The sequence below is a fragment of the [Eubacterium] eligens ATCC 27750 genome (assembly GCF_000146185.1).
Classification (GTDB): Bacteria; Bacillota; Clostridia; order Lachnospirales; family Lachnospiraceae; genus Lachnospira; species Lachnospira eligens.
Genome location: NC_012782.1, coordinates 12,116 through 33,342, shown reverse-complemented (window position 1 = coordinate 33,342; position 21,227 = coordinate 12,116). Strand labels below are relative to the sequence as shown.

Sequence of the window (21,227 nt, the reverse complement as noted above, 5' to 3'; positions counted from 1 at the left end):
CCACTTTTTTCTATTTTATCTAAAAATCCTCCTCAAAAGTGATTAGGTTATATATCAATTTAAAAGGGAGGTAAAAACCGTGTCAGAGGTAGGATGTGATATAGTTGAGTACCTTAAAGAGTTTCATACATCGGAGGGAAAAGCGGTAAAGGCTAGAGAGCTGTGTGTACTGTTTAATGTACATGAGAAACAGCTAAGAAACATTGTAAGCGATCTGAGGCAGAATGGAGAGGCTATATGTAGCTCTACTTATGGTTACTGGTACTCCAGAGATCCAGATGATATATCCACTACCCTAAGCAGGTTAGTAGGGCAAGTGGATAATATGCAGAAAGTAATAGCAGGATTAAACAGGATCTTACAGGAGGTGCAGGATGAGCAAAAGGAGAATTAGAAGAAAGAGGAGAGCCAGAGTAAAAATATTGCCTTTAATACTGGTAGGAGCGGTAATAGCAGGAGTAATTACTGTGATAATGAGTGTAAATCTAAAGGGAGCAGATAAAGAGCCTCCTACTGAGGAGATTTATATTACGGAAACTCTACAAGCTCCGCAAGCTGAGAACACAGAGCCAGTAACGAAAACAGAGCAGGAGGCAAAGCTGGAGCACGATCTTAATTATACATATCCGTATAATACGATGAGTGCAGACTGGGGATCAGAGGTATACGAGGATGGATTTAGATATTATGAAATCCAGCAAGAGTATAAGGATGCTGGAGGATGTTTTCCAGAAATAGTACAGGTTTACCTCTGGTGTGAGTGTAAAGAGTACGGAGTAGATTATTATACGGTACTAGCCCTCATAGAGAGGGAGAGCGGTTATCACTGGGATAAGGTAGGAGATAACGGAAATAGTAAGGGCTATATGCAGATATACGAGAAATGGCATACAGAGCGGATGGAGGCGGAGGGAGTAACAGATCTCTTTAATCCATATCAAAATATCAGAGTAGGGCTTAACTGTTTAAGAGAGATACAGGATAAGTACTTAGCATCCAGCGGAGAAAATTGTGTACTCATGGTATATAACATGGGAGAGAGCGGAGCTAAAAAGCTGTGGGCTAAAGATATTTATAGCTCAGCATATAGCAGAGAGGTAATAGCCAGAGCACAGGAATTAAGACAGGAACTGACACAGGAATAATACAGGATCAAGCAGGAGTATAGGAGAAAAACTATACTCCTTTTTTCTTGTTAAAAGGGAGGTACACGATGTTTAAGGTAGGCGATGCCATTAAGTGGATGTGTCCTCTGGATAATGATTATACCTATGGAGAGATTACAGCTCTTAGAAAGAGTGTAGCTACAGTAAAAGGCACTGGGTTATACAGCGGTATTACAGCGGAGGTACACCTAAGATACATAGAAAAAGCAATGAGAGGAGGCGGTAGCGTTGGGAGCGATTGTAAGAAATGTAGTAAACGATCAATTACTAAGGCTGAGCTATAAGGATCCTAAGAATATAAAGAGATTTTTGAGAAATTGGGGAGGCTTAGAGGGCTTAAGTGAAAAAGGAGATACAGTAGCTACCTGTATCCTCACAGATCTTAAGACAGTAACAGGTATTGATCTGGATAAATACCATAAAAGTGATAGAGCAGAGTTTAATAAGGCATACAGAAAAGGAAAGTTAAGCCACTATCAGTATATGAGTATAGCGTATGTGCTGGTACTGGGATATACACAGGATGAGTTAGCGTTTGTAATGGGCGTGGATCAGAGTGTGATTAGTAAGAATATAAACAGCGGTATAAAGAGAATACAGAGAGAGCTTAGAGCTTATATGGAGGAGGATTAGATGAGTTTAATAAAGTGTGGAACCGATGAAAACGGATCCTACATAGAATTGAAAAGACCGAGAGGAGAAACACCTCTATGCTTTATAGATGAGTGCGGAGTAGTACACGATACCATAAGGATTTATGAGTACAAGGCAGTAAGGAGTAAAGAGATCCCTACAGATAGCAGATGTGTAATGTGTGGGGAGATAATACCAGAGGGCTCTATGGTGTGCGATAGATGCAGAGAGGCGGTGGAGGGATTTGAGTAAGTTTAGGCGTGAGGAAGATGAGGCGGATAAATGGCTAAGAGAGCACGATCCTTACTATACATCATCAGATAGGGATAAGAGGAAGAAACTGAGTAATCCCTATGAAACTCCAGAGCAGGAAAAGCGGAGGAGAGAAACAGAGATCCCCCTTAGTAACCTCAATAGCTATCAGAGAGTGCAATTTAAGCAGGTAGGAGGCTCTTATACAGAGCGTGGAGAGTTTGATCTGTAAAAGGGTGCATAAAAATTACAGATATGTACCCTAACTAATGAAACAAAATTACATAGCTTAGGAAATAAATAGAAAGAGAGGTACATGAGGCTATGAAAGATTTACAAGTAAAGTACACAGATCCGCTGGATCTTATCCCTTATGAGAATAACCCTAGAATTAACGATTATGCAGTAAAAAAGGTTATGGAGAGTATTAAGGAGTACGGATTTACTAATCCGATTATCGTAGATGCAGATATGGTTATCATCGCAGGGCATACGAGGAGAGAGGCTAGTATCTTAGCAGGGCTGGATAGAGTACCATACATAGTAAGAGATGATCTCACTCCAGAGCAGGTAAAGGCTTATCGTATTGCAGATAACAAGCTGGCAGAGTTAAGTAACTGGGATGATGAGTTACTCAAAAAAGAGTTATTTGAGTTACAGGCGGTAGATTATTCCTTAGAGGTAATGGGCTTTACAGAGATAGATCTTAAAGAGATCTTTACAGAGAAAGAAGTACCTAAGGAGAAAAAGAAGAAAGAGGAGAAAACTACTCTCCCTATGCTCCGTTTCGGATCAAACAGTGTAAGGATTACAGAGGATGAGCTGGTAATGCTCAGTAACCGATACAATGAGTATGTAGAGAGTACTCCAGATGAGGGCTTTATTACATGGCTACTAAAGAGAGGCTTATAGCAAAAACATCTTACATGGATGTGCTGGAGAAGATGCTGAGAAAGAGAGGCGGAAAATTGGTTATGAGCGGTGTAAGAGAAATGACCTTAGCAGAGGAGATAAGAAATCTGGTAGATCTGGGAGTAGATCAGAATGTTATAGATAGAATGACACAGAAATATAACAAGATGCTTACAGATCATGGAAATACCTGTAATAAGATCCGAGATGAAGTATACAGAGAGGTAAGAGGCGTAAAGGCGGAGCTGGCGGAGAAAGAAACTATCATAAGAGTATTAACAACTCATATAAGAGAGAAAGAGCTACTGTAAGAGGTAGCTCTATTTAATTTCATTCTCCTTACTGAAATTCCTATGAAATGAGGAAAAGGCGGAGGAGGGCGGAAAAGAGGCTTAAATAAAGCAATAATACTAAATAAACATATAAGAGTAGTTAATGTAATAATACAAAGAAATATAAAAACTAATTTCAGTACTATAAAAGAAAACATAGTAAGGAAGATAGATAGAAAGAAAATAGAGGGAATTAACGGACAAATACAGGAATGTAAGTAAAACTGTAGAAATTCCCTCCTATTCACAAAGAGCAAGGAAAGGAGGCGGATCGAGGGTGGCTAATACATTGAGTAAAGAGAATGAGCTCCAGAGGAAAGCCTTTGAGCTGTATTATGGCTTAGGAGATAAGAGATCTCTTAGAGCGGTAGCAGAAACCATAGGAAGAACGGAGAGAACCGTAGCAGGATGGAGCAGGGCTTTTAACTGGGTAGCCAGAGTAACACAGAGAAATATAGAGAACGCTCAGAACAGTAACGAGGCTAAGATCACAGCGGAACTAACGGATGTACGGACTAAGTACCGTATCCTTATCAATAACCTTATGGCTGATTTTAGTAAGGATATTGCACAGGGCAAGGTAAAAGTAAAGAATATCAACGATTTTGAGAGGCTGGTTAAGCTGGATATGCTCCTTATGGGAGAGGCTACAGAGCGTGTAGAGCGTGGCGGTACACAGGAGCTCTCACAGGATGCTAAGGATCGCTTAGACGAGATCGCTCAGCTTATGAAAAGTGCTAAGAAGTAGTGCAGATTGCACAATGGGTATAAGGTTTTTCCCTATGGAAAATACAGAGCCATTTGTAAGAATTGCACAAAGGAAAAGAAAAAAGGTAAATAAATCTAACTTTTTAAGGTTTATGTGATTATGTTACTTATCAAACATAAGGAGGTAAGCATAATATGAGTAATGCTATTAACCCAGAACACTATAACAGATTGAACCCACAGCCTAAGGATGTAATCAGAGCGTGGGGCTTAAATTTCAACTTAGGGAGTGCTGTAAAGTACATCTCCAGAGCAGGGCATAAGGACGATATTGTACAGGATCTTAAGAAAGCACAGGAGTTTATCCAGTTTGAGATTGATGCTATCGAGGGAGCCAGAGCGGAGAGAAAAGACAAGCCTAAGCATGAGGATTTTATGGATGCTTTGTTACATGGCTTGCTGGGAGTAGGACATATTGAGATCACAGGTAAGAGAAACGGTAAGACCGATGAGGAGATTGCTGAGATCGTAGATAAAACCATTAAAGATATTATCTCTGGTATGGCAGGAGTAGAGCTGGAGGAGATCAAAGAGGGAAACGGATACACAGAGGTACATATTACAGGTAATGCTAATCCGATTGAGGTAAGAGAGTACATTGAGAAAGAGCTTAAGGATCGCTTAGCTATGGTGCTGTAAGGAGGGCATAAGATGAGAATTGTAGATGCAGGATATGAGATCTTAGATCCCCTCAATGGTGAGGAAATCTTAAAGAAGATCGAGAGAGTAGCCAGAGTATGTTATAAGAGTGAGGATAAAATCACGGAGAGATCCGCTGAGAAGATGGTAAGAGCTCTCATTAAGAGTAATCACATGGCGATGCTGGAGCACTACTCTTTTAGTGTAAAGTTTATCTGTGATAGAGGTGTATCCCACGAGATTGTACGCCACAGAGTAGCCAGCTATGCACAGGAGAGTACAAGATATTGTAATTACAATAAGAGTGGAGATGTAACTTTTATCCGCCCTGTATTCTTTGAGGAGGATACTCCAGAGATGGATAATTGGGTAGAAAGCTGTATGAGAGCTGAGAAAACCTATAACTATCTGATTAGTGAGGGAAGAACTCCACAGGAGGCAAGATCTGTATTACCTAACAGCCTCAAAACAGAGGTAGTAATGACAGCTAACCTTAGAGAGTGGAGGCACTTCTTAAGCCTCAGAGCTTGCGGATCTACAGGAAAGCCTCATCCGCAGATGTTAGAGGTAGCAGTACCGCTCTTAAAGGAGCTTAGAGAGAGAGTACCTGTGGTATTTGATGATCTGGAGCCTATGGAGTGGGAAACAGTTAAATAAAGGCAGAGGTTAGGGAGGGAGAGCTGTAAAAGGCTCTCCTTTTCAGTTAGGAGGGATTATATGATTATCTTAGTAGGGATCGGATGCTTTATGGCAGGAGCAGTAGTGGGAATTGTTATGATGAGCCTTTGTGTGGCAAGCCATAACAGTAGCTTAGAGCTGGAGAACAGGCAAAAGGAGGATAAAGAGTAATGCAGATAGTAAGCGGAGATATAACCAGAGATATTACTGGAGAGATTGTATATCTTAAGGCATATAAGCAGATGGTAGGAGAGGTAACAGGGTATAGCACTGAAAAGGGTACAGCTACAGTAAAGCTCTGTGATACAGGGCTGGAGATAACCGTATCTTTAGATGATATTGAGAGTACAGGCAGTACACAGCCTCACAGAGCTTTTAATAGTGAGGTACATATTTTAGGAACCAGATACAGTATCTGTATCATAGATGAGGATGATTACAGATATGATAGAGAGGCGGATGGATGGTGTGATCCTAGTGTAAAGGAGATCCTCATTTTTAACTATAAGCAGAGTGCAGAGAGTGTAAAGGATCTGATAGCATATCAGAAAAAGGTACTCCGCCATGAGATAGTACACGCTTTTCTTTATGAGAGTGGTTTATGGCAAAATGCCTACGGTAGTAAGTGCTGGGCTGAAAATGAGGAGATGATAGATTGGATGGCTATACAGATCCCTAAGATCCAGAGAGCATATAAGGAGGCGTACTGTGATGAGTGATTTAGGAAGATGCAAACATACACTCTATATCCTTAAGCATAAGCCAGAATATACAAAAGGCTGGGGCTGGAGGTGTAGATACTGTGGTAGGACTTATAAAGACCTCAGAGAGGAGGCAGAGTATAAGGAGCGTGAGAGGAGGAGTAGAACATGGTAGCAGGATTATTAAAGCTGGTATTTATTCTCTGTACCATAGCGGTAGTAGGATTATCGGTAGTAGATACTCTCTGGTTTAATGCTATGCCAGAGAGTAACCGTTATAAGAATGTACAGGCGTTTAATGTGGTTACGCTGTGGATCGTAGCTATAGTACTTATTATCAAACTGGTAACGATGTAGGGAGCTAACAGGCTCCCTTTTATTATGCGTAGAAAGGAGGTTAGGCGGATGTGTTAGATTATAAAGTAGTATCCCTAGTAGAGGATAAGCTAGGGGAGGTACAGGATCAGAGAGAAAGAGATGCTATGATAAAGTACCTCATACAGGAGGCAGATTTTGAGATAGCGTATTATCTGGTATGCACCTACATTACTAAGAGAAATGTAATGGATCTCCATAAGAGTATTATCTCTAACATATCGAATAGTAAGAGCACGCTGGATCTAGCCCCTAGAGGTTTCGGTAAAAGTACTGTAGGCGATGTGGATTATTGTATTACAAGGATCCTCAGAGATCCTAATATCCGTATTATGATAGGATCCAAAACACAAACACAGGCGGAGGCGTTTCTTAAAGAGGTTCGTACTCACTTTGAGCAGAATGAGGATCTTATTAGAATTTTCGGAGATTGGAAAACCAGTAAGGATAATGTATGGAATGATAGAGAGTTTACTGTAAATAAGCGTACCATAATCAAAAAGGAGGCTACTCTAACAGCACTAGGAGCCTCTGGAGCGGTTATTTCTAAGCACTTTGATGTAATTATAGGCGATGACTTAGTAGGGCTGGAAAACGCCAGAACAGAACGCCAGAGGGCAAACCTAAAAGAGTGGTTTTATAGCTCTCTTTTTCCTACATTGGAGCCGGATGGAGAGATCCATATACTAGGTACACGATATAACCCATTAGATCTGTATGAGGATCTGATAAAGAGCAGAGATTACAAGGTAAACACTCAGAGAGCTATAAGAGTGGTAAACGGCAAAAAAGTATCTCTCTGGGAGGAGAAATTTAGCTTAGAGAGGCTGGAGGCTATCCTTAAGCAGTCCGGTAAGATTATCTTTAATATGCAGTATCAAAATGATACAGAGCTGGCTAAGGGTAAGATATTTAAGGCTCAGTACTTTAGATATTATGAGGAGTACAAGATTGATTATGATTTTCAGACCGCTAAGGTACGAGTTAAAACAGAGGATGGTATAGATCAGTGGATCAAGGTAAGGCTTTGTTTTGGATGCGACTTAGCAATATCTGAGAAAGAGCAGGATAAAGGAGATTATTTTGTACTCATGGTAATAGGGGTAGATGCAGATCATAATGTGTATGTACTGGATTATGTGAAAGAGAGATTAACCTTTAATACCCAGCTTAATACCATTATTGACTACGGTAGAAATAAGTTTCCGATGGTGGAGAGAATAGGCGTGGAAACGGTAGCCTATCAGAAATCCTTAGCACAGGAGCTTAGGAGATTATCCTTACTCCCTATTATCAATATCAATACCTCTAAGGACAAAGTAACAAGAGCTATGAGGAGATCGGCTAACTTTGAAAATCACAAGGTATATTTCAGAGAGGGTATGGATGATCTGGAGGAGTGCTTACTGTTATTTCCAGAGGTGGATCACGATGATTTATTTGATGCCTTAGATTTTGCTATGACTATGGCAGATGGCGGTAATGAGATCAGAGTACTTAAAAGAGAAGATTTTAGAATTTAGTGTAAAAGCCCTAATAAGTGAGGGCTTATTTTTATGCAGAAAAGGAGGATATAAGCAATAATGGCAGAGCTTAGTAGACCGATAGATAAAGAGTTTAATGTAGAAGTTGAGGGAGGCAGATTTAGTACAGAGTTTCTTAATGATCTGGTAGATACTCATGTAAATAAGATCGCTCCCAGATATATAAAGTTTCAAAAACTGTACGAGGGTAAGCATAAGATCCAGAACAGACCGAGAAAAGATAAAAACAAGCCTAATAACAAGCTGGTAAATGACTTTTTTGGACAAACGATTGATAACACAGTAGGTTATTTTCTGGGTAATCCTATTGTACTTAACTATACAGAGCCTAAAAAGGATAAGGCACCTGTAGAGGCAGATCCAGCGGATGTAGGAGTAGACCTTACAGAGCTGGAGGATACAAAGGTACAGGATGAGTTAGATAAGATTTGTAGCGATAATGATAAAGACGATCTTTTTATAGAGTGGGGTAAGGAGGCTATGATTAAGGGCTTATCCCATATTTTAGTATATCAAGATGAGGAGAGCCACACTAAGATGATGAGAGTATCCCCAGAGGATCTTATTGTGGTGTACAAGAACAGCTCAACAAAGGAGCCAGCCTATAAGATCCGCCTGTATGATATTGATACAGAGGATACTAAAAAAACTACCCACTATGCAGAGGTGTACAGCCCTACTAAGATAGAAACTTTTAAGTGTGTAGATGATGGATCCTGTGGGGCTACAGGTAAGGGCAAGGCTAGACAGTTTGCAAGCTATGAGTTTGTAAAAGAGGAGCCTCACATTTTCGGTAGGATCCCTATTATCACTGTTTATAACAATGAGGAGCAGATGAGCGATCTTGAAAAGATAGAAACTCTTGTAAATGATTATGATAAGGTGCTCTCCGATGTGTCTAATGAGTTTGAGGCATTTAGAAACGCCTATTTAATGCTTAAAAACATGACAGCGAGTGGGGATAATATTCAAAAACTCAAAGATGAGGGCATTATTGAGGTAATGGAGAATGGAGATGTTAAATTTATCACTAAGGAGATCCAGACGGAGGCACTAGAGAACCATCTTAACAGGCTGGAGAAGAATATCCACAAGTTTTCCGCTGTGCCAGATCTCTCAGATGAGAACTTTGCAGGAAATCTTAGCGGTGTAGCTATCAGATTTAAGCTCTTTGGGCTGGAAACTAAGTGTATTATCAAAGAGAGAAAGATGGAAAAGGCTATAAAGGAGCTGGTAAGAGTGCTTAGTGTGCCTATCCGTGTAAATACAGGGCGTGAGGTGGATGTACTTAACCTCAAAGTGGAGTTTAGTAGAAATGTACCTAACAATCTTACAGAAATTGTAGATACAGTAACTAAGCTGGATGGAAAAGTGGATAAGGAAACGCTCCTCAGCTTACTCCCATTCATTGATAACCCTAAGGAAGTGCTGGAAAAGCTGGAGGCAGATAAGGAAAGAGATAGACAGAGTACAGATCCTTACTCTATGCAGAATGTTACAGAGGATAGCAATAATTTATTCCCTAACCTTAACGCACAGAATAGCCCACAGGAGGCTTTAAATGCACAGGGGGCTACAATTCCTCAGCCAGAACAGTAAAAGGGCTATATGAGGCTGTAAGGAGGTGTAAAGAGTGGCTAATGTAGGCTATATAAATAAAGAAGTAGCGAAAATGTACGGTATCCCATACTCAGAGCTTACTCCAGAGCAGAAAAAGATCCTCCATGAGGACAGTGTGAGGAGAGCTAAGCTCATTAAGGAGCGTGAGGATGCAGTACTTAAAAATAATCTCAAAGCGTTTGAGGATGAGGCTAAGATGGAGAAAGTCTTAGCCTCTATTTACGCTAGTTGCCAGAAAGAGATCCTTGCCAGCGTAACAGAAACTATAGCAAAGGTACAAAAGGCTGGGGGAGAGTGGAGTTATGCTAATCAATCAGCACTCACACGGAGTAGAGGATTATTTGAGCAGATCGGAGAGCAGATAAAAGCCTTAGGACAGAAAGAGCAGATTACTTTTAGACAGGGGCTTAGTAATATCTATACGGATCAGTTTTTAAGACAGGTGTACGATCTGGGGCAGAGCATAACAGTAAAGGCTAATTTTAACAGGCTTAATCCAGCTCTGATACAGAAAACCTTAGATTATCCGTGGAGCGGTGCTATGTTCTCAGATAGGCTCTGGCAGGACAAGGAGAGGCTGGGTAGAAATCTCCGTGTAGGACTTACTCAGAGCATGATCTTAGGAGAGGGAATACCTCAGATCACGGATAGGATCAATAAGGGCATAGATACAGCTAGATATAACGCTGAGAGGGTAGCAAGGACAGAAACAAAGAGAGTTACTTACTGTGCTCACGATGATGTATATAAAGATACTGGAGTAGAGGAGCTTAAATACCGCTGTGCTAATGGTGGAGATAGTAGAACTTGCCAGTATTGCAGGGCGGATAATGGTAAGGTATTCAAAAGGGGAGAGGAGCCTACTCTCCCACGCCATCCTAACTGTAGATGTGTGTATATTCCTGTAGTAAGTGATACCTTTGAGGATAATGAGCTTAATGAGCTTACAGGATCCGTTAGAGGTGCTGAGAACTATGAGAAGTGGAGAGAGGCAGAGGCTAAAAAGCAGGAGGAGGTAAAAATTGTAGAAAAGGTTAATACAAAGACAGTAGAGAAAGAACTTAAAGAAAATCCTACTCCTGTACCAGAGCAGATTAAGCTCACAGATTACCCACAAGTTTTTTATGCAACTAAGCCAGAGGCTAAAAATACACAAGCTCTATTAGATTATATGAACTCTAAAACATCCGTAGATCCTAATGTGGTAGCACTATATACTAAGATGGATAAATTGTGTGATGGGCTATCCGATGAGGTAGTATTAAAGGTAACACATGGAGAGCACAGGGTTAAAAGATCATGGAATAGAAATTTTGAATATGTTTTTGATGTAGGTATCCCTAAAATAAATCCTAATTATATCGGCACCTATGATACTAACCTACATGAGGAGATGCACTTTTTAGATATGCTGATAACTGTTAAGGATAATAAGGATAGGTTACCTAGTAAAATGTTTTCACAGTCTTATAAACCTCTTGTAGAGGCGTTTGATAAGGCTACTCCAGTTATCGGAGATAAGGCTAAAAAGCTCTTTGAGGATTTTGCCAAAGAGTGTGATATAATATATAAAAAGCAACAAGAAACCTTTAATACACAGCATGAGGATCTTAAAGAGCAGTATAGATCTGGAAAGATTGATTGGAAAAAATACAATAGCCTTTATAAGAAACTCTCAAAAGAGGTTAATGAGGAGGCAGATAATGAGTGTAGGGCTCTTTTTGGAGGCGGAGTATCTGGATTACAGGATATTTACGATGCAGTAAGTAAGGGAACTTTTAGAGATACTGGACAGGTTACATGCGGTCACGGATCCGCTTATTATACAGATAGGCGTAGGACTAATCCTAATTGCTCAGAGAGTTTAGCTAACTATGCCTCTCTTTGCGTAGGACATCCAGAGCTTATAGATATTTTAGCTGAGGATTATCCAGAGATTGTAACAGCATTGAGAGGATGCGTGGAGGCTATGTTAAAGGAGGTGCCTAAGTAATGGAGGAAAAGAAAATACAGATTATGGATCTTTTATCTTATGCTATCGGTATTCCAGAGATGAAATATTTTAATCTGGATAGTGATGAGCTCTTAGATGAAAAGATAGAGGTACTTACTCAGATTAAAGAGGGTAAGACGATAGCAGAGATCCCTAACTTTTATAAAGTGCTGGAGGATTTACCAGAGGATGATATGTGGGATTAACTCACAGGAGAGGCTAACAGGTGTAAAAACTTGTTAGCCTCTTTTTTTTGCTCTGAAATAAAAATCTAAAGAAACTGAAAAAAGATTACATAGTAAATACATATTTTCTCCAGATATTTACCCTAACTTATGTAGAAACAGTAGGGATATTTTGCAGATAACTTACGAGGGATCAGCATTATATAACTCATTTTAAGGAGGATAACAACTATGGCAGATGTAAACACAAACACAGCTACACAGACACAGGAACAGGGTAACGGTACCCAGACTAATACCACAGCTAACGCTAACACTACTGGAGCAGGTGCAGATAGCACTCCTAAGGTAAAGACAGAGGAGGAGATCAGAGCAGAACTCCAGAAAGAGTATGAAAAGATGGCAGATAAGAGAGTAACGGATGCCATTAAGAAAAAGGAAAAAGAGTGGGCGGATAAGCAGGCTAAGGAAAAAATGACAGAGGATGAGCGTAGACAGGCGGAGGAGCAGGAACGCTTACAGGCACAGGCTAAGAGAGATCTGGATCTTACTATCAAGGGTTTAAAGCTGGATGTAGTAGATGCAGTACAGGAGATGGGGCTGGATGCTGGCTTTAGAAACCTTATCGCTGTAGAGGATTTAGCAACTATCACAGATGAGGATGAGCGTAAAACTAAACTCACTGAGAGAGTAAAGGGTATGAAAAAGCTCTTTGATGCTGAGGTGGCTAAGGAAGTTGCAAAGGCTAAAGCTGAGTTTCTCAAGGGATCCACTCCAGCTACAGGATCCTCATCTAACAAGAAAGATGAAACTAAGTATGATGAGTACAAAAAGGCTGGAAATGTAAAGGGCATGATTAGTGAAAAACTCAATGCCTACAGAAACAGAGATGAGGAGTAAGCCAGCTCCTCAAAACAAATAACTCAAACAGGAGGTAATAAGAAATGGCAGACATGATTAAAAGAAAAGATTTTCTTGAAAATGAGGTTGTAGACCTCACAGAGGAGATTAAGCAGACATCTCCTACAGATACTCCGCTTACTACTTTGCTTATGAGTAGAGGGCAGGTAGTACCAGCAAAGGATATTACAGTAACATGGAGAGAGAAAGAGCTTAATTCTGAGAGAGGTACTCTTAAATTAGAGGGCTCTGAGGCAGGGGAGGTTATCACTTCTAGCAGAAAAACACTCTCTAATGTGTGTCAGATTATCGAAAAGGTAACACAGGTATCTGGTACAGCTAGATCCCTCAATCCTATGGGTATCAACGATGTATTTAACGCTGAGGTACAGGATCGCTTAGTAGAAACTAAGAGAGATATGGAGTGGTACTTCCTTAACGGTACTAAGGCTCTGGAGAGCGGAGCTACTCCTAGACAGATGAACGGACTTGTAAATCTGGTAAATGCTAACAATGTTGTAGAAACAAAGGGAGCGCTTACGGAGGATCACTTCTTAGATGCACTCCAGAAGATGTGGGATCATGGAGCACAGGGAGAGTATTTCTCTTTTGTAAATGCAAATATTAAGCGTATGATTAACAATCTTGCTAAGGCAGGTAACAATGTACGTTTCTTGGGCGATAACGGATCTATGCAGAATGTACTTGGTATCGGAGTACAGAAGATCGTAACAGACTTTGGAGAAATCTCTTTAGTACTGGATCGTTACGCTGATACTAAGACTATTCTTACAGTAGACTTAGGAGAGGTACAGATCGCAGAGCTTAGAGGTACTTTCTATGAGGATCTCCCTAAGGCTGGAGATTATTTCAAAGGTCATGTACTTAATGAGAGTACAATCAAGCTCCTTAACAGCCATGCAGGATCTAAGATCTCTATCACAGAGGCAAGTCTTTAATTTTTGGTAAGGAGGTAAAAGGATATGCCTAGAAAAGCACAGAGTACTCCAGAGCAGGAGGAAAAGAAAGATGCGGTAAATGCTCCAGCCGATGAAAAACAGGAGCAGGAAAAGGGTACAGAGGGTGCTGTATCCCCAGAGGTAACTCCAGAGCAGGAGGAAAAGAAAGAGGATAAGCCTAAAAAGGTGTATCACTTTACCTCTGAAAATCCTTACTTAACTGTATCCGCTGTAGGCGTGTATTTCAGTGATGGTAAGGCTAGTACAGACAATTTAGCAGTAGCTAAGTATCTGGCTGGATTAGAGGGCGTAGAGCTTGTAGAGGAATAAGGAGGGATCTCCTATGGATAGCTTAGAGCGTTGTAGGATCCTTTGTGGAATATCAAAGGATAACACAAAAAAGCTGGGGCTATTGAGTGTGCTCTTAGAGAAAGCAAGAGAGGATATAGAGGCATTTTGCAGAGATACCTTTATAGAGGCTCTTACTAACGATGAGGGCATTATTACAGGGTATGCGGATGTATTCCCTAAACAGCTTAGGAATGTGCAGGAGGATTTAGCTATCCAGCGATTTAGAAAGCTGGGGGCTGAGGGGGAGAGCTCTTATACCTTAGCGGATGAGAGTGTAACCTTTGATGATCCATTACCTGTATCAGTAGAAAAAAAGCTGTACCCATACCGTCAGCTATTCCCTAGATCCTATACGCTGGATGATCCAGTAGGCGGATATAAGGAGGGCTAAAGTATGCAGTTTCTCTATGATAAGCAAGTGGTAGTAAAAAGATACTCCTCAACTTTAGGAGAGTTTAATCGCCCTAATAAAACTCTTGTAGAGGTTGGTACTTATGAGTGCCATACCGCAGAGAGTAGTACTACCACAGCACAGCTCCAGCCACAGAAAAAGAATACCACAGATCTTACACTCTACACAGATCCAGAGGCTCCTATCAAAAGGGGAGATATTTTATATATCTATGAGCTGGATGAGTACGATAAGCCTATTATGAGTACGGAGTTTAAGGCTATTGCAGATAAGCCTTACAAAAAGCGTACTCAGCTCATTGTATCGCTCCTCAGTGAGGAGGAGGTATAGTGGAGGGCTTTACTATCGAGGGCTGGGATGATTTTGTAGAGAACTTTAGTAAGTTTGTGGATAAATGGGCGGATAAGAAAAAGATCCTACTCCAGAGGATGGCTAATATCTATCATGGCGAGGTTATACCTCATGTGCCAGTAGATACCTCACGGTTAGTAGATAGTATTACCATTTTCGGAGATGGGATACCTCACGATTTTGTAGAGGTGGGAACTAATGTAGAGTATGCTCTGTATGTAAATGATGGTCATGTACAGCATAAGAGATTTTTACCAGCGGATAAGCTGAGTGTGGGCGGAAAAGCTAAATACCTTAAGAACAGGAACCAAAAAGGGATCATGTTAAAAGAGCGCTATGTAAATGGCTCTTTTTTTATGGAAAAAGGTATGCATGATGCTAAGCCCAGACTTAACAGGCTGGTAGAGAGCTTTTTACAGCAAATAGGCAGAGAGATAGAGGGAGGTAGCTTATGAGATTGCTTAACAGCGTATGCAGGGTTATAGCCTCCGCTTATTCTGGGGTGCCAGTGCATATAGAGGAGGTTCCTAATAACTTTGAGCGTAACAGCTTTTATGTAACGCTGGCTACAGGCAGTAGCGAGCTAAAAAATATCAATGTGTATGAGGATGATCCGATATTTCAGATCATTTACTTTGCAAAAAGAAGTGAGGCTAATCAAGTGGTAGCGGAAAAGCTCTATGAGGTAAAGGAGGAGCTTAAAAGGCTTTTCCTCCTTAAGAGGGTTGTACCTGTGATCCCTTTAGCTGGAGTAAAGGAAAAGCCTAGATATGCAAAGATAGAAAACTACTCCGATGATGTGAGGGTTAGTGAGGGAGCTTTATATGTAAAGATCACTCTCAACTTTACAGAGGATGTACCTGTAGAGGATAACTATGAGCTTATTGGAGATGTGGATATTGAAACAAAGACAGTAACAAACGGATAGGAGGTTAAACAGAATGGGATTACCAGATATTATTATTGAGTTTTCCAAAAAGGCAGTAACAGCCATCCAGAACGGATCTACAGGCATTGTAGGTATTATGCTTAAGGATGCCAAAAACAAGGGAGCTATGGTGCTCCGTAGTGTGGATGAGATCCCTACTGGAGATAGTGCTTTTAGTGAAGAGAATACCGCTTATATTGAGAGAGCGTTTATCGGCTCTCCATCTAAGGTAATTATCTACACGATGGATACAACAGCAGAGAGTTACGATGAGGCTACAAAGTATTTTGCTACACAGAAAGTAAATTACATTGTAGGAGCTCCAGATCTTACCACAGAGGAGGCTACTAAGCTGGCTACATGGGTTAAGGGTATCAGAAAGAACTCTGTACGCAGACCTGTAGCAGTACTCCCTAAGACCGCTGGAGATAGCAGGGGCGTTATTAACTTTGAGGTAGTAAACAGCTCCGCTACAAATAAGATCGAGGTAGGAGAAAAGCAGTATACAGAGGCGGAGTACTGTAGTAGAATTGCTGGCTTGTTAGCTGGCTTAGATCTCAGAGTATCGGCTACCTATAAGCCTCTTACTGAGGTAACAGCTATCCCTCTGGTAGATAGCGATGAGGAAGTAGATACCGCTATTGATGCCGGTAAGCTCACTCTCTATAACGATGGAGAGCGTGTTGTAATTGCAAGAGGTGTAAACTCCCTCACTACAGTTACAGAGGTAGAAACAGCGGATCTCCAGAAAATCAAGATCAATGCTATACAGGATCAGATTGAGGGAGATATTTACAGCACTATTAACAAGAGCTACATCGGTAACTACAGTAACTCTTATGATAATAAGTGCTTACTGATTACAGCTATCAAGGGCTACCTTAGAGGGCTGGAGGCTACAGAGGGTGGTAAGGGCTGGCTTAAGGCTGATAGCTCTACTATGGAGATCAATGTAGCTAAGCAGAAACAGTACTTAGAGAGTATCGGAGTAGATACCTCTGAGATGGATGAGCAGGCTATTAAGGAGGCTAATACAGGCTCTCATGTATTCCTTAAGGGTACTATCTCTATCTTAGATGCTATCGAGGATGTAGATATTTTCATCAATAAGGATTAAGGAGGTAATTACAGATGGCAGTAGAAACAAAGCGAATTTGTAACGGTACCTTTGGAGAGCTCTGGTTAGACGGAGATTATGTAGGAGAGTGTTATAAGGCACAGGCAAAGGTAGAGTTTACAAAAGAGGAGATTAAACAGTGCGGTACTTTCTTCACTGATAACAAGGTTGTCGGATGTAAGGGTACAGGATCTCTTACTATGCACAAGGTAAATTCCAGAATGGCTATTAAGGTAGCTAATATGGTTAGAAATAAGCAGGATGTACGCTTTACGCTTATCAGTAAGTTAGCGGATCCAGATGCTTACGGTGCAGAGCGTGTATCTATCACAGGAGTACAGATGGATGATCTTACTCTCTTTGATTGGGAGGCTCAGAAACCTCTTGAAACAGAGGCTCCGTTTACCTTTACAGGTTACGAGTACTTAGATCAGATTACTCCTCAGTAAGAGTTATAAGAGTGCAGGTTGGGGAGGGTAAAACCTCCCCTTATTTTTATTATATGAAAAATTAAGGAGGGCTATAACAATGGCTACAAAGAATGTAAATGTAGAGGCAGTACAGGCAGAGGAAACAGAAAAGAAAGAGGCGGTTAATATCTTAGATCTCCTCTTAGGATCTGATGTAGGAGAAATTAAGCTCCCTACTAAGGAGGTAGAGATTACCAGATTATCACAGGTATACGGTTCTCCATTTATCCTCACAATTAAGGCGATTACTCCAGCTAAGTTTGAGGAGATACAGGATATGAGCATTGATGTAAAGGGCAAGGATGCAGATATTGATATTACACAGCTCCAGCTCTTTACAGTAATTGAGGGAGTTGTAGATCCTACAGGTGCTCCGATGTTCAAAAATAAGGAGCTTATGAGTAAGTTTAAGGTATCTACTCCTAAGGATCTGGTAAGAGCGATCTTACTTTCTGGAGAGATCGCTAAGATTTACGGAGAGATCTCTGAGCTGGCAGGTTTCGGAGATAATGCGGTTAAAGAAGTAAAAAACTCATAAGTACAGATGGGCTTACCCAGATGATGTATTACTACTGGAAACACGGTAGAGTACTCCCATCTGTATTTTATAAATTGCCTAGAGGAGAGCTCTTAGTATTACAGGCTTTTTATGAGCAGGAGATAGATGATAATAACAAAGAGCTAGAGAGGGCAAATAAGAGTAATAGTGTTATGTACAATATCAATCTACTCACATAGAGGAGGTGGCATATATGGCGGTAGAGTTTGGTGCAAAACTTTATTTAAAAGATAATATGTATGCTACCCTTAAGAAAAATCTAGGTTTACAGCGTGAATTTTCGGAGCAGATAGATAAAACTAATGCGAGTATGCAACAGATGGGGCGTACAAGGGTTAATGCTACTATCAATGCTACGGATAACGCCTCTGGAGTAGTAGAGAGCGTTAGACAAACTGTAGAGAATGTAGGCAATACAACAGTATCCCCAGAGGTATCCTTACAGGATAACGCCTCTGGGGTTATTGGTGCTATACAGGATACCTTAGATACCGTCAATACTACCACAGCTACTCCAGAGGTGGAGGTAGAGGATAATGCCTCTCCTACTATCAGCGAGGTAGAGAGTAGAGTGCATAGGCTGGGGAATGTGAGAGCATTAACCAGAGCGGAGGTAGACGATCAAGCTACAGAAAAGGTAGAGAGAATAACCCAGAGGATCAAGGATCTTACTAAAAAGGTATTCTCTCCAGTGATTAAGCTAAAGGATCTCACGGTTAGTACAGTGGGAAAAATTAAGCAGAGGCTTAAAGAAATAGCCACTACTTTTACTCCTATTGTAAAGATCCGAGATCTAGCCTCACAGGGCTTAGCTAAGATTAAAAATACCTTAGGGGGGCTACGAGATAAAGTAACCTCAGTAGCGGTAGGAATCCATGATAGAGCTACATCTGGATTAAATAAAATAAGGGTAGGTGTACGAACAGTAGGAAAGCTAGTGGCTAAGCCTTTTATCTCTGTTAGGGATGGAGCCACTAGAGGGATCACAAAGGTTAGAAACTCCCTAAAATCCGTAGGGAAAACAGTAGCTAAGCCCTTTGTTACTTTGAGGGATAAAGCAAGTGCTCCTCTGGGTAAGGTAGGCGGTGTACTGAAATCCGTAGGAAAGACGGTAGCAAAACCTTTTATAGCAGTAAAAGACAGTGCTAGTAAGATCCTCCACGGTATAGGCAGTAGCTTAAAATCCATCGGTAATATGTCTGTAAAGGCTATGGTAGCTGTAAAGGATGGAGCTAGTGCTGTACTGGGTAAGATCAGTAGTACACTTAAGAGCCTTGCAAAAGGCGTAACAATCGCTGTAGGAATTGCAGGAGCAGGAGCTACAGCTCTTATGGGTAAATCCTTAGGAGAGGGAGCTAAACTACAGCAAAGTATAGGCGGTGTGGAAACACTGTACACAAAAACTAATAGTGACGGTAGCACAGATACCTCAGCGGTAGATAAGATGTTACAGTATGCTAATCAAGCGTATAAAACAACAGGCTTATCCGCTAATGAGTATATGGAAAATGTTACCTCATTTAGTGCCTCTCTATTGAGTGCGTGTGCAGGGGATACAAATAAATCCGCTGAGATTGCTAACAAAGCTATGATAGATATGGCGGATAACGCTAACAAGATGGGTACTGATATGGGATCCATCCAGAACGCTTATCAAGGCTTTGCAAAGCAAAATTACACGATGCTTGATAACCTTAAGCTGGGTTATGGTGGTACTAAGGAGGAGATGGATAGGCTCCTTAAGGATGCACAGGCTATCACTGGTACTAAGTACGATATAAACAACTTAGCGGATGTATATACAGCTATCGGAGTAATACAGGATAAACTAAATATCACAGGAACCACAGCAAGAGAGGCAGAGCAGACCTTTAGCGGATCTTTTGCGATGATGAAAGCCTCAGTTACTAACCTCTTAGGTAATTTATCTATAGGGGATGGAGAGGCAGTAGCTAGAAGTATGGGAGAGCTGGTAGAGAGTGCAAGTACCTTTTTCTTTGGTAACTTTATACCGATGCTCCAGACGATTTTTAGCAACTTGCCTACAGCAATAGGAACAGCGGTAGAAAAGGTAGCTCCTCAGATTAAGGAAAATGTATTACCACTCCTTACATCTATCAAGGATGCAATCTTTACAGGGCTGGGTAATATCGGTATTGATACTGGAGCATTGCAAGCTATTTTCGATCAGCTTTTTAATGTAAAGGTAGACGGTGGCGGTATTGCTAGTATGTTCTCTGGGCTTAAGGATGGAATAGTACAGGCGATCAATACGATCTTACCTATCATCCCTCCGATTATCTCAGCGGTACAACAGATAGCTCCTGTAGTAGGGCAGGTAATTAGTACGATTCTGAGCGGTGTATCTCAGATCATCCCTTATATTGTGCCAGTGATCCAGACTATTACTAATATCATCGTAACAGCTATGCCAGTGATCCAACAGATCATTACAGTAGTGATAAATGCGATTGTAGCTATTATGCCTACATTGAGCTCTATCTTTACTTTTGTGGGAAATGTGATCCAGCAAGTACTTACAGTGATCGGAAATCACATGGGATTATTTCAAACTATTGTATCTGTAGTAGTAACAGTAGTATCTACTGTATGGCAGACTTTAGCCCCTATAATCAGTGCAGTAGTAGATGTGATCCTTACTGTAGTGGATGGACTTCTTACAGGAATTGAAACGGTATTCAATTTCTTAGCTCCATATATCTCTCAAATCTGGGGTAGTATCTGTGGATTTTTCGACAGTGCAAGCTCTACGATTACCACTATCGTAGAAACCATTAAGAGTGTATTTCAAGGCTTATTTGATGCGGTATCCACTATTTTCGGTGGTATCTCCAGTGCTGTATCTACAGCGATCGGAACCGTAACAAGTGTAATAAGCGGAGCGATAGATGCTATCAGTGGTTTTGTTGATAAGATTGGTGGTGCAATCTCAAAGGCTAAGGACTTTGTAGGAGGTATCGGAGGCAAGGTTAAGAGTGCTTTAGGTTTTGCTTATGGTAAAGACAGAGTACCGTATGACAATTACCCAGCTATCCTCCATCAAGGCGAGAAAGTCTTAACAAGAAATCAAGCGGATCAATATGATAGGGCTATGAGCACAAGGGGCGTACAGCTTAGCGATGTTAAGCCTATAGATAGAGATCCAGATCCACAGGATGATAAAGGCGGTACAGGAGGTACAGGAAATCCACAGGATGGAGATACGCCTAAGAGCGGTGGTATCGGATCCGTAACGATTGAAAAATTGGCGGATACGGTAATCATTGAGAAAGAGGCAGATACAGATAAGGTTGTTTCTGATATGGTGGCAAAATTCAAAAAGTTGTTACCTAATATGACTTAACAGGGAGGAGGATACTTA

At 40.9% G+C, this 21,227-nt stretch carries 30 protein-coding genes; all 30 read left to right on the top strand.

The features are described from left to right. Positions 1 to 79: 79 nt before the first annotated feature. On the top strand, positions 80 to 394 hold the full coding sequence (locus tag EUBELI_RS10165; protein WP_012744465.1) for a hypothetical protein: 315 nt from the start codon (positions 80 to 82) through the stop codon (positions 392 to 394). Continuing rightward, positions 375 to 1,145 carry a transglycosylase SLT domain-containing protein gene (locus EUBELI_RS10160; RefSeq protein WP_012744464.1) on the top strand — a complete coding sequence of 257 codons (771 nt, stop codon included), beginning with the start codon at positions 375 to 377 and terminating at the stop codon, positions 1,143 to 1,145. The genes EUBELI_RS10165 and EUBELI_RS10160 overlap by 20 nt, the downstream gene beginning before the upstream one ends. A gap of 68 nt (positions 1,146 to 1,213) precedes the next feature. Further along, on the top strand, positions 1,214 to 1,450 hold the full coding sequence (locus EUBELI_RS10155) for a hypothetical protein (RefSeq protein WP_012744463.1): 237 nt from the start codon (positions 1,214 to 1,216) through the stop codon (positions 1,448 to 1,450). Then, complete coding sequence (locus tag EUBELI_RS10150) at positions 1,395 to 1,799, top strand: hypothetical protein (protein ID WP_148231377.1); 405 nt, start codon at positions 1,395 to 1,397, stop codon at positions 1,797 to 1,799. Before EUBELI_RS10155 ends, EUBELI_RS10150 begins: the two co-directional genes overlap by 56 nt. Continuing rightward, on the top strand, positions 1,800 to 2,051 hold the full coding sequence (locus EUBELI_RS10145; RefSeq protein ID WP_012744461.1) for a hypothetical protein: 252 nt from the start codon (positions 1,800 to 1,802) through the stop codon (positions 2,049 to 2,051). After that, on the top strand, positions 2,044 to 2,283 hold the full coding sequence (locus EUBELI_RS10140; protein ID WP_012744460.1) for a hypothetical protein: 240 nt from the start codon (positions 2,044 to 2,046) through the stop codon (positions 2,281 to 2,283). The genes EUBELI_RS10145 and EUBELI_RS10140 overlap by 8 nt, the downstream gene beginning before the upstream one ends. A gap of 92 nt (positions 2,284 to 2,375) precedes the next feature. Then, the gene (locus EUBELI_RS10135) at positions 2,376 to 2,963 is read left to right on the top strand and encodes a ParB N-terminal domain-containing protein (protein WP_012744459.1); all 588 of its coding nucleotides are present in this window, start codon (positions 2,376 to 2,378) and stop codon (positions 2,961 to 2,963) included. Further along, the gene (locus EUBELI_RS10130; protein WP_012744458.1) at positions 2,939 to 3,274 is read left to right on the top strand and encodes a hypothetical protein; all 336 of its coding nucleotides are present in this window, start codon (positions 2,939 to 2,941) and stop codon (positions 3,272 to 3,274) included. Before EUBELI_RS10135 ends, EUBELI_RS10130 begins: the two co-directional genes overlap by 25 nt. Positions 3,275 to 3,572: 298 nt before the next feature. After that, complete coding sequence (locus tag EUBELI_RS10125; protein WP_012744457.1) at positions 3,573 to 4,043, top strand: hypothetical protein; 471 nt, start codon at positions 3,573 to 3,575, stop codon at positions 4,041 to 4,043. Positions 4,044 to 4,198: 155 nt separating this feature from the next. Then, the gene (locus EUBELI_RS10120; protein WP_012744456.1) at positions 4,199 to 4,702 is read left to right on the top strand and encodes a DUF3310 domain-containing protein; all 504 of its coding nucleotides are present in this window, start codon (positions 4,199 to 4,201) and stop codon (positions 4,700 to 4,702) included. Between the two features lie 12 nt (positions 4,703 to 4,714). Then, entirely contained in the window at positions 4,715 to 5,359 is a 645-nt protein-coding gene (gene thyX, locus EUBELI_RS10115; protein WP_012744455.1) for an FAD-dependent thymidylate synthase, read from the top strand. Between the two features lie 60 nt (positions 5,360 to 5,419). Continuing rightward, positions 5,420 to 5,551, top strand: a complete 132-nt coding sequence (locus tag EUBELI_RS14830; RefSeq protein WP_012744454.1) for a hypothetical protein — start codon at positions 5,420 to 5,422, stop codon at positions 5,549 to 5,551. Next, the gene (locus EUBELI_RS13750; RefSeq protein WP_012744453.1) at positions 5,551 to 6,099 is read left to right on the top strand and encodes a hypothetical protein; all 549 of its coding nucleotides are present in this window, start codon (positions 5,551 to 5,553) and stop codon (positions 6,097 to 6,099) included. The genes EUBELI_RS14830 and EUBELI_RS13750 overlap by 1 nt, the downstream gene beginning before the upstream one ends. Continuing rightward, positions 6,092 to 6,256 (top strand): hypothetical protein, encoded by a 165-nt coding sequence (locus EUBELI_RS14405; protein WP_012744452.1) that lies wholly within the window; start codon positions 6,092 to 6,094, stop codon positions 6,254 to 6,256. The genes EUBELI_RS13750 and EUBELI_RS14405 overlap by 8 nt, the downstream gene beginning before the upstream one ends. Next, positions 6,250 to 6,438, top strand: coding sequence for a hypothetical protein (locus EUBELI_RS10105; protein ID WP_012744451.1), 189 nt, complete (start codon positions 6,250 to 6,252; stop codon positions 6,436 to 6,438). Before EUBELI_RS14405 ends, EUBELI_RS10105 begins: the two co-directional genes overlap by 7 nt. A 50-nt stretch (positions 6,439 to 6,488) precedes the next feature. After that, positions 6,489 to 7,979 (top strand): phage terminase large subunit, encoded by a 1,491-nt coding sequence (gene terL, locus EUBELI_RS10100; protein ID WP_012744450.1) that lies wholly within the window; start codon positions 6,489 to 6,491, stop codon positions 7,977 to 7,979. Positions 7,980 to 8,039: 60 nt separating this feature from the next. After that, on the top strand, positions 8,040 to 9,599 hold the full coding sequence (locus EUBELI_RS10095; protein ID WP_012744449.1) for a phage portal protein: 1,560 nt from the start codon (positions 8,040 to 8,042) through the stop codon (positions 9,597 to 9,599). 34 nt (positions 9,600 to 9,633) lie between these two features. Further along, on the top strand, positions 9,634 to 11,613 hold the full coding sequence (locus EUBELI_RS10090) for a minor capsid protein (RefSeq protein WP_012744448.1): 1,980 nt from the start codon (positions 9,634 to 9,636) through the stop codon (positions 11,611 to 11,613). Then, positions 11,613 to 11,819 carry a hypothetical protein gene (locus EUBELI_RS10085; protein ID WP_012744447.1) on the top strand — a complete coding sequence of 69 codons (207 nt, stop codon included), beginning with the start codon at positions 11,613 to 11,615 and terminating at the stop codon, positions 11,817 to 11,819. Before EUBELI_RS10090 ends, EUBELI_RS10085 begins: the two co-directional genes overlap by 1 nt. Positions 11,820 to 12,029: 210 nt before the next feature. Beyond that, positions 12,030 to 12,698 (top strand): hypothetical protein, encoded by a 669-nt coding sequence (locus EUBELI_RS10080; RefSeq protein WP_012744446.1) that lies wholly within the window; start codon positions 12,030 to 12,032, stop codon positions 12,696 to 12,698. 44 nt (positions 12,699 to 12,742) lie between these two features. Further along, entirely contained in the window at positions 12,743 to 13,657 is a 915-nt protein-coding gene (locus EUBELI_RS10075; protein WP_012744445.1) for a DUF5309 domain-containing protein, read from the top strand. Between the two features lie 24 nt (positions 13,658 to 13,681). Then, complete coding sequence (locus EUBELI_RS10070; RefSeq protein ID WP_012744444.1) at positions 13,682 to 13,987, top strand: hypothetical protein; 306 nt, start codon at positions 13,682 to 13,684, stop codon at positions 13,985 to 13,987. 13 nt (positions 13,988 to 14,000) lie between these two features. Beyond that, positions 14,001 to 14,399, top strand: a complete 399-nt coding sequence (locus EUBELI_RS10065) for a phage head-tail connector protein (protein WP_012744443.1) — start codon at positions 14,001 to 14,003, stop codon at positions 14,397 to 14,399. A 3-nt stretch (positions 14,400 to 14,402) separates the two neighbouring features. Further along, complete coding sequence (locus EUBELI_RS10060; protein ID WP_012744442.1) at positions 14,403 to 14,750, top strand: hypothetical protein; 348 nt, start codon at positions 14,403 to 14,405, stop codon at positions 14,748 to 14,750. Beyond that, positions 14,750 to 15,226, top strand: coding sequence for an HK97 gp10 family phage protein (locus tag EUBELI_RS10055; RefSeq protein ID WP_012744441.1), 477 nt, complete (start codon positions 14,750 to 14,752; stop codon positions 15,224 to 15,226). The genes EUBELI_RS10060 and EUBELI_RS10055 overlap by 1 nt, the downstream gene beginning before the upstream one ends. Continuing rightward, positions 15,223 to 15,699, top strand: a complete 477-nt coding sequence (locus EUBELI_RS10050; RefSeq protein WP_012744440.1) for a phage tail terminator family protein — start codon at positions 15,223 to 15,225, stop codon at positions 15,697 to 15,699. Before EUBELI_RS10055 ends, EUBELI_RS10050 begins: the two co-directional genes overlap by 4 nt. A gap of 13 nt (positions 15,700 to 15,712) precedes the next feature. Continuing rightward, a complete protein-coding gene (locus tag EUBELI_RS10045) occupies positions 15,713 to 16,816 on the top strand; it encodes a phage tail sheath subtilisin-like domain-containing protein (RefSeq protein WP_012744439.1) in 1,104 nt (367 codons plus the stop codon). 14 nt (positions 16,817 to 16,830) lie between these two features. Then, the gene (locus EUBELI_RS10040; RefSeq protein WP_012744438.1) at positions 16,831 to 17,265 is read left to right on the top strand and encodes a phage tail tube protein; all 435 of its coding nucleotides are present in this window, start codon (positions 16,831 to 16,833) and stop codon (positions 17,263 to 17,265) included. Positions 17,266 to 17,344: 79 nt separating this feature from the next. After that, on the top strand, positions 17,345 to 17,824 hold the full coding sequence (locus tag EUBELI_RS10035) for a phage tail assembly chaperone (protein WP_012744437.1): 480 nt from the start codon (positions 17,345 to 17,347) through the stop codon (positions 17,822 to 17,824). 214 nt (positions 17,825 to 18,038) lie between these two features. Next, complete coding sequence (locus tag EUBELI_RS10025; protein WP_012744435.1) at positions 18,039 to 21,209, top strand: hypothetical protein; 3,171 nt, start codon at positions 18,039 to 18,041, stop codon at positions 21,207 to 21,209. The last annotated feature ends 18 nt before the right edge of the window (positions 21,210 to 21,227 follow it).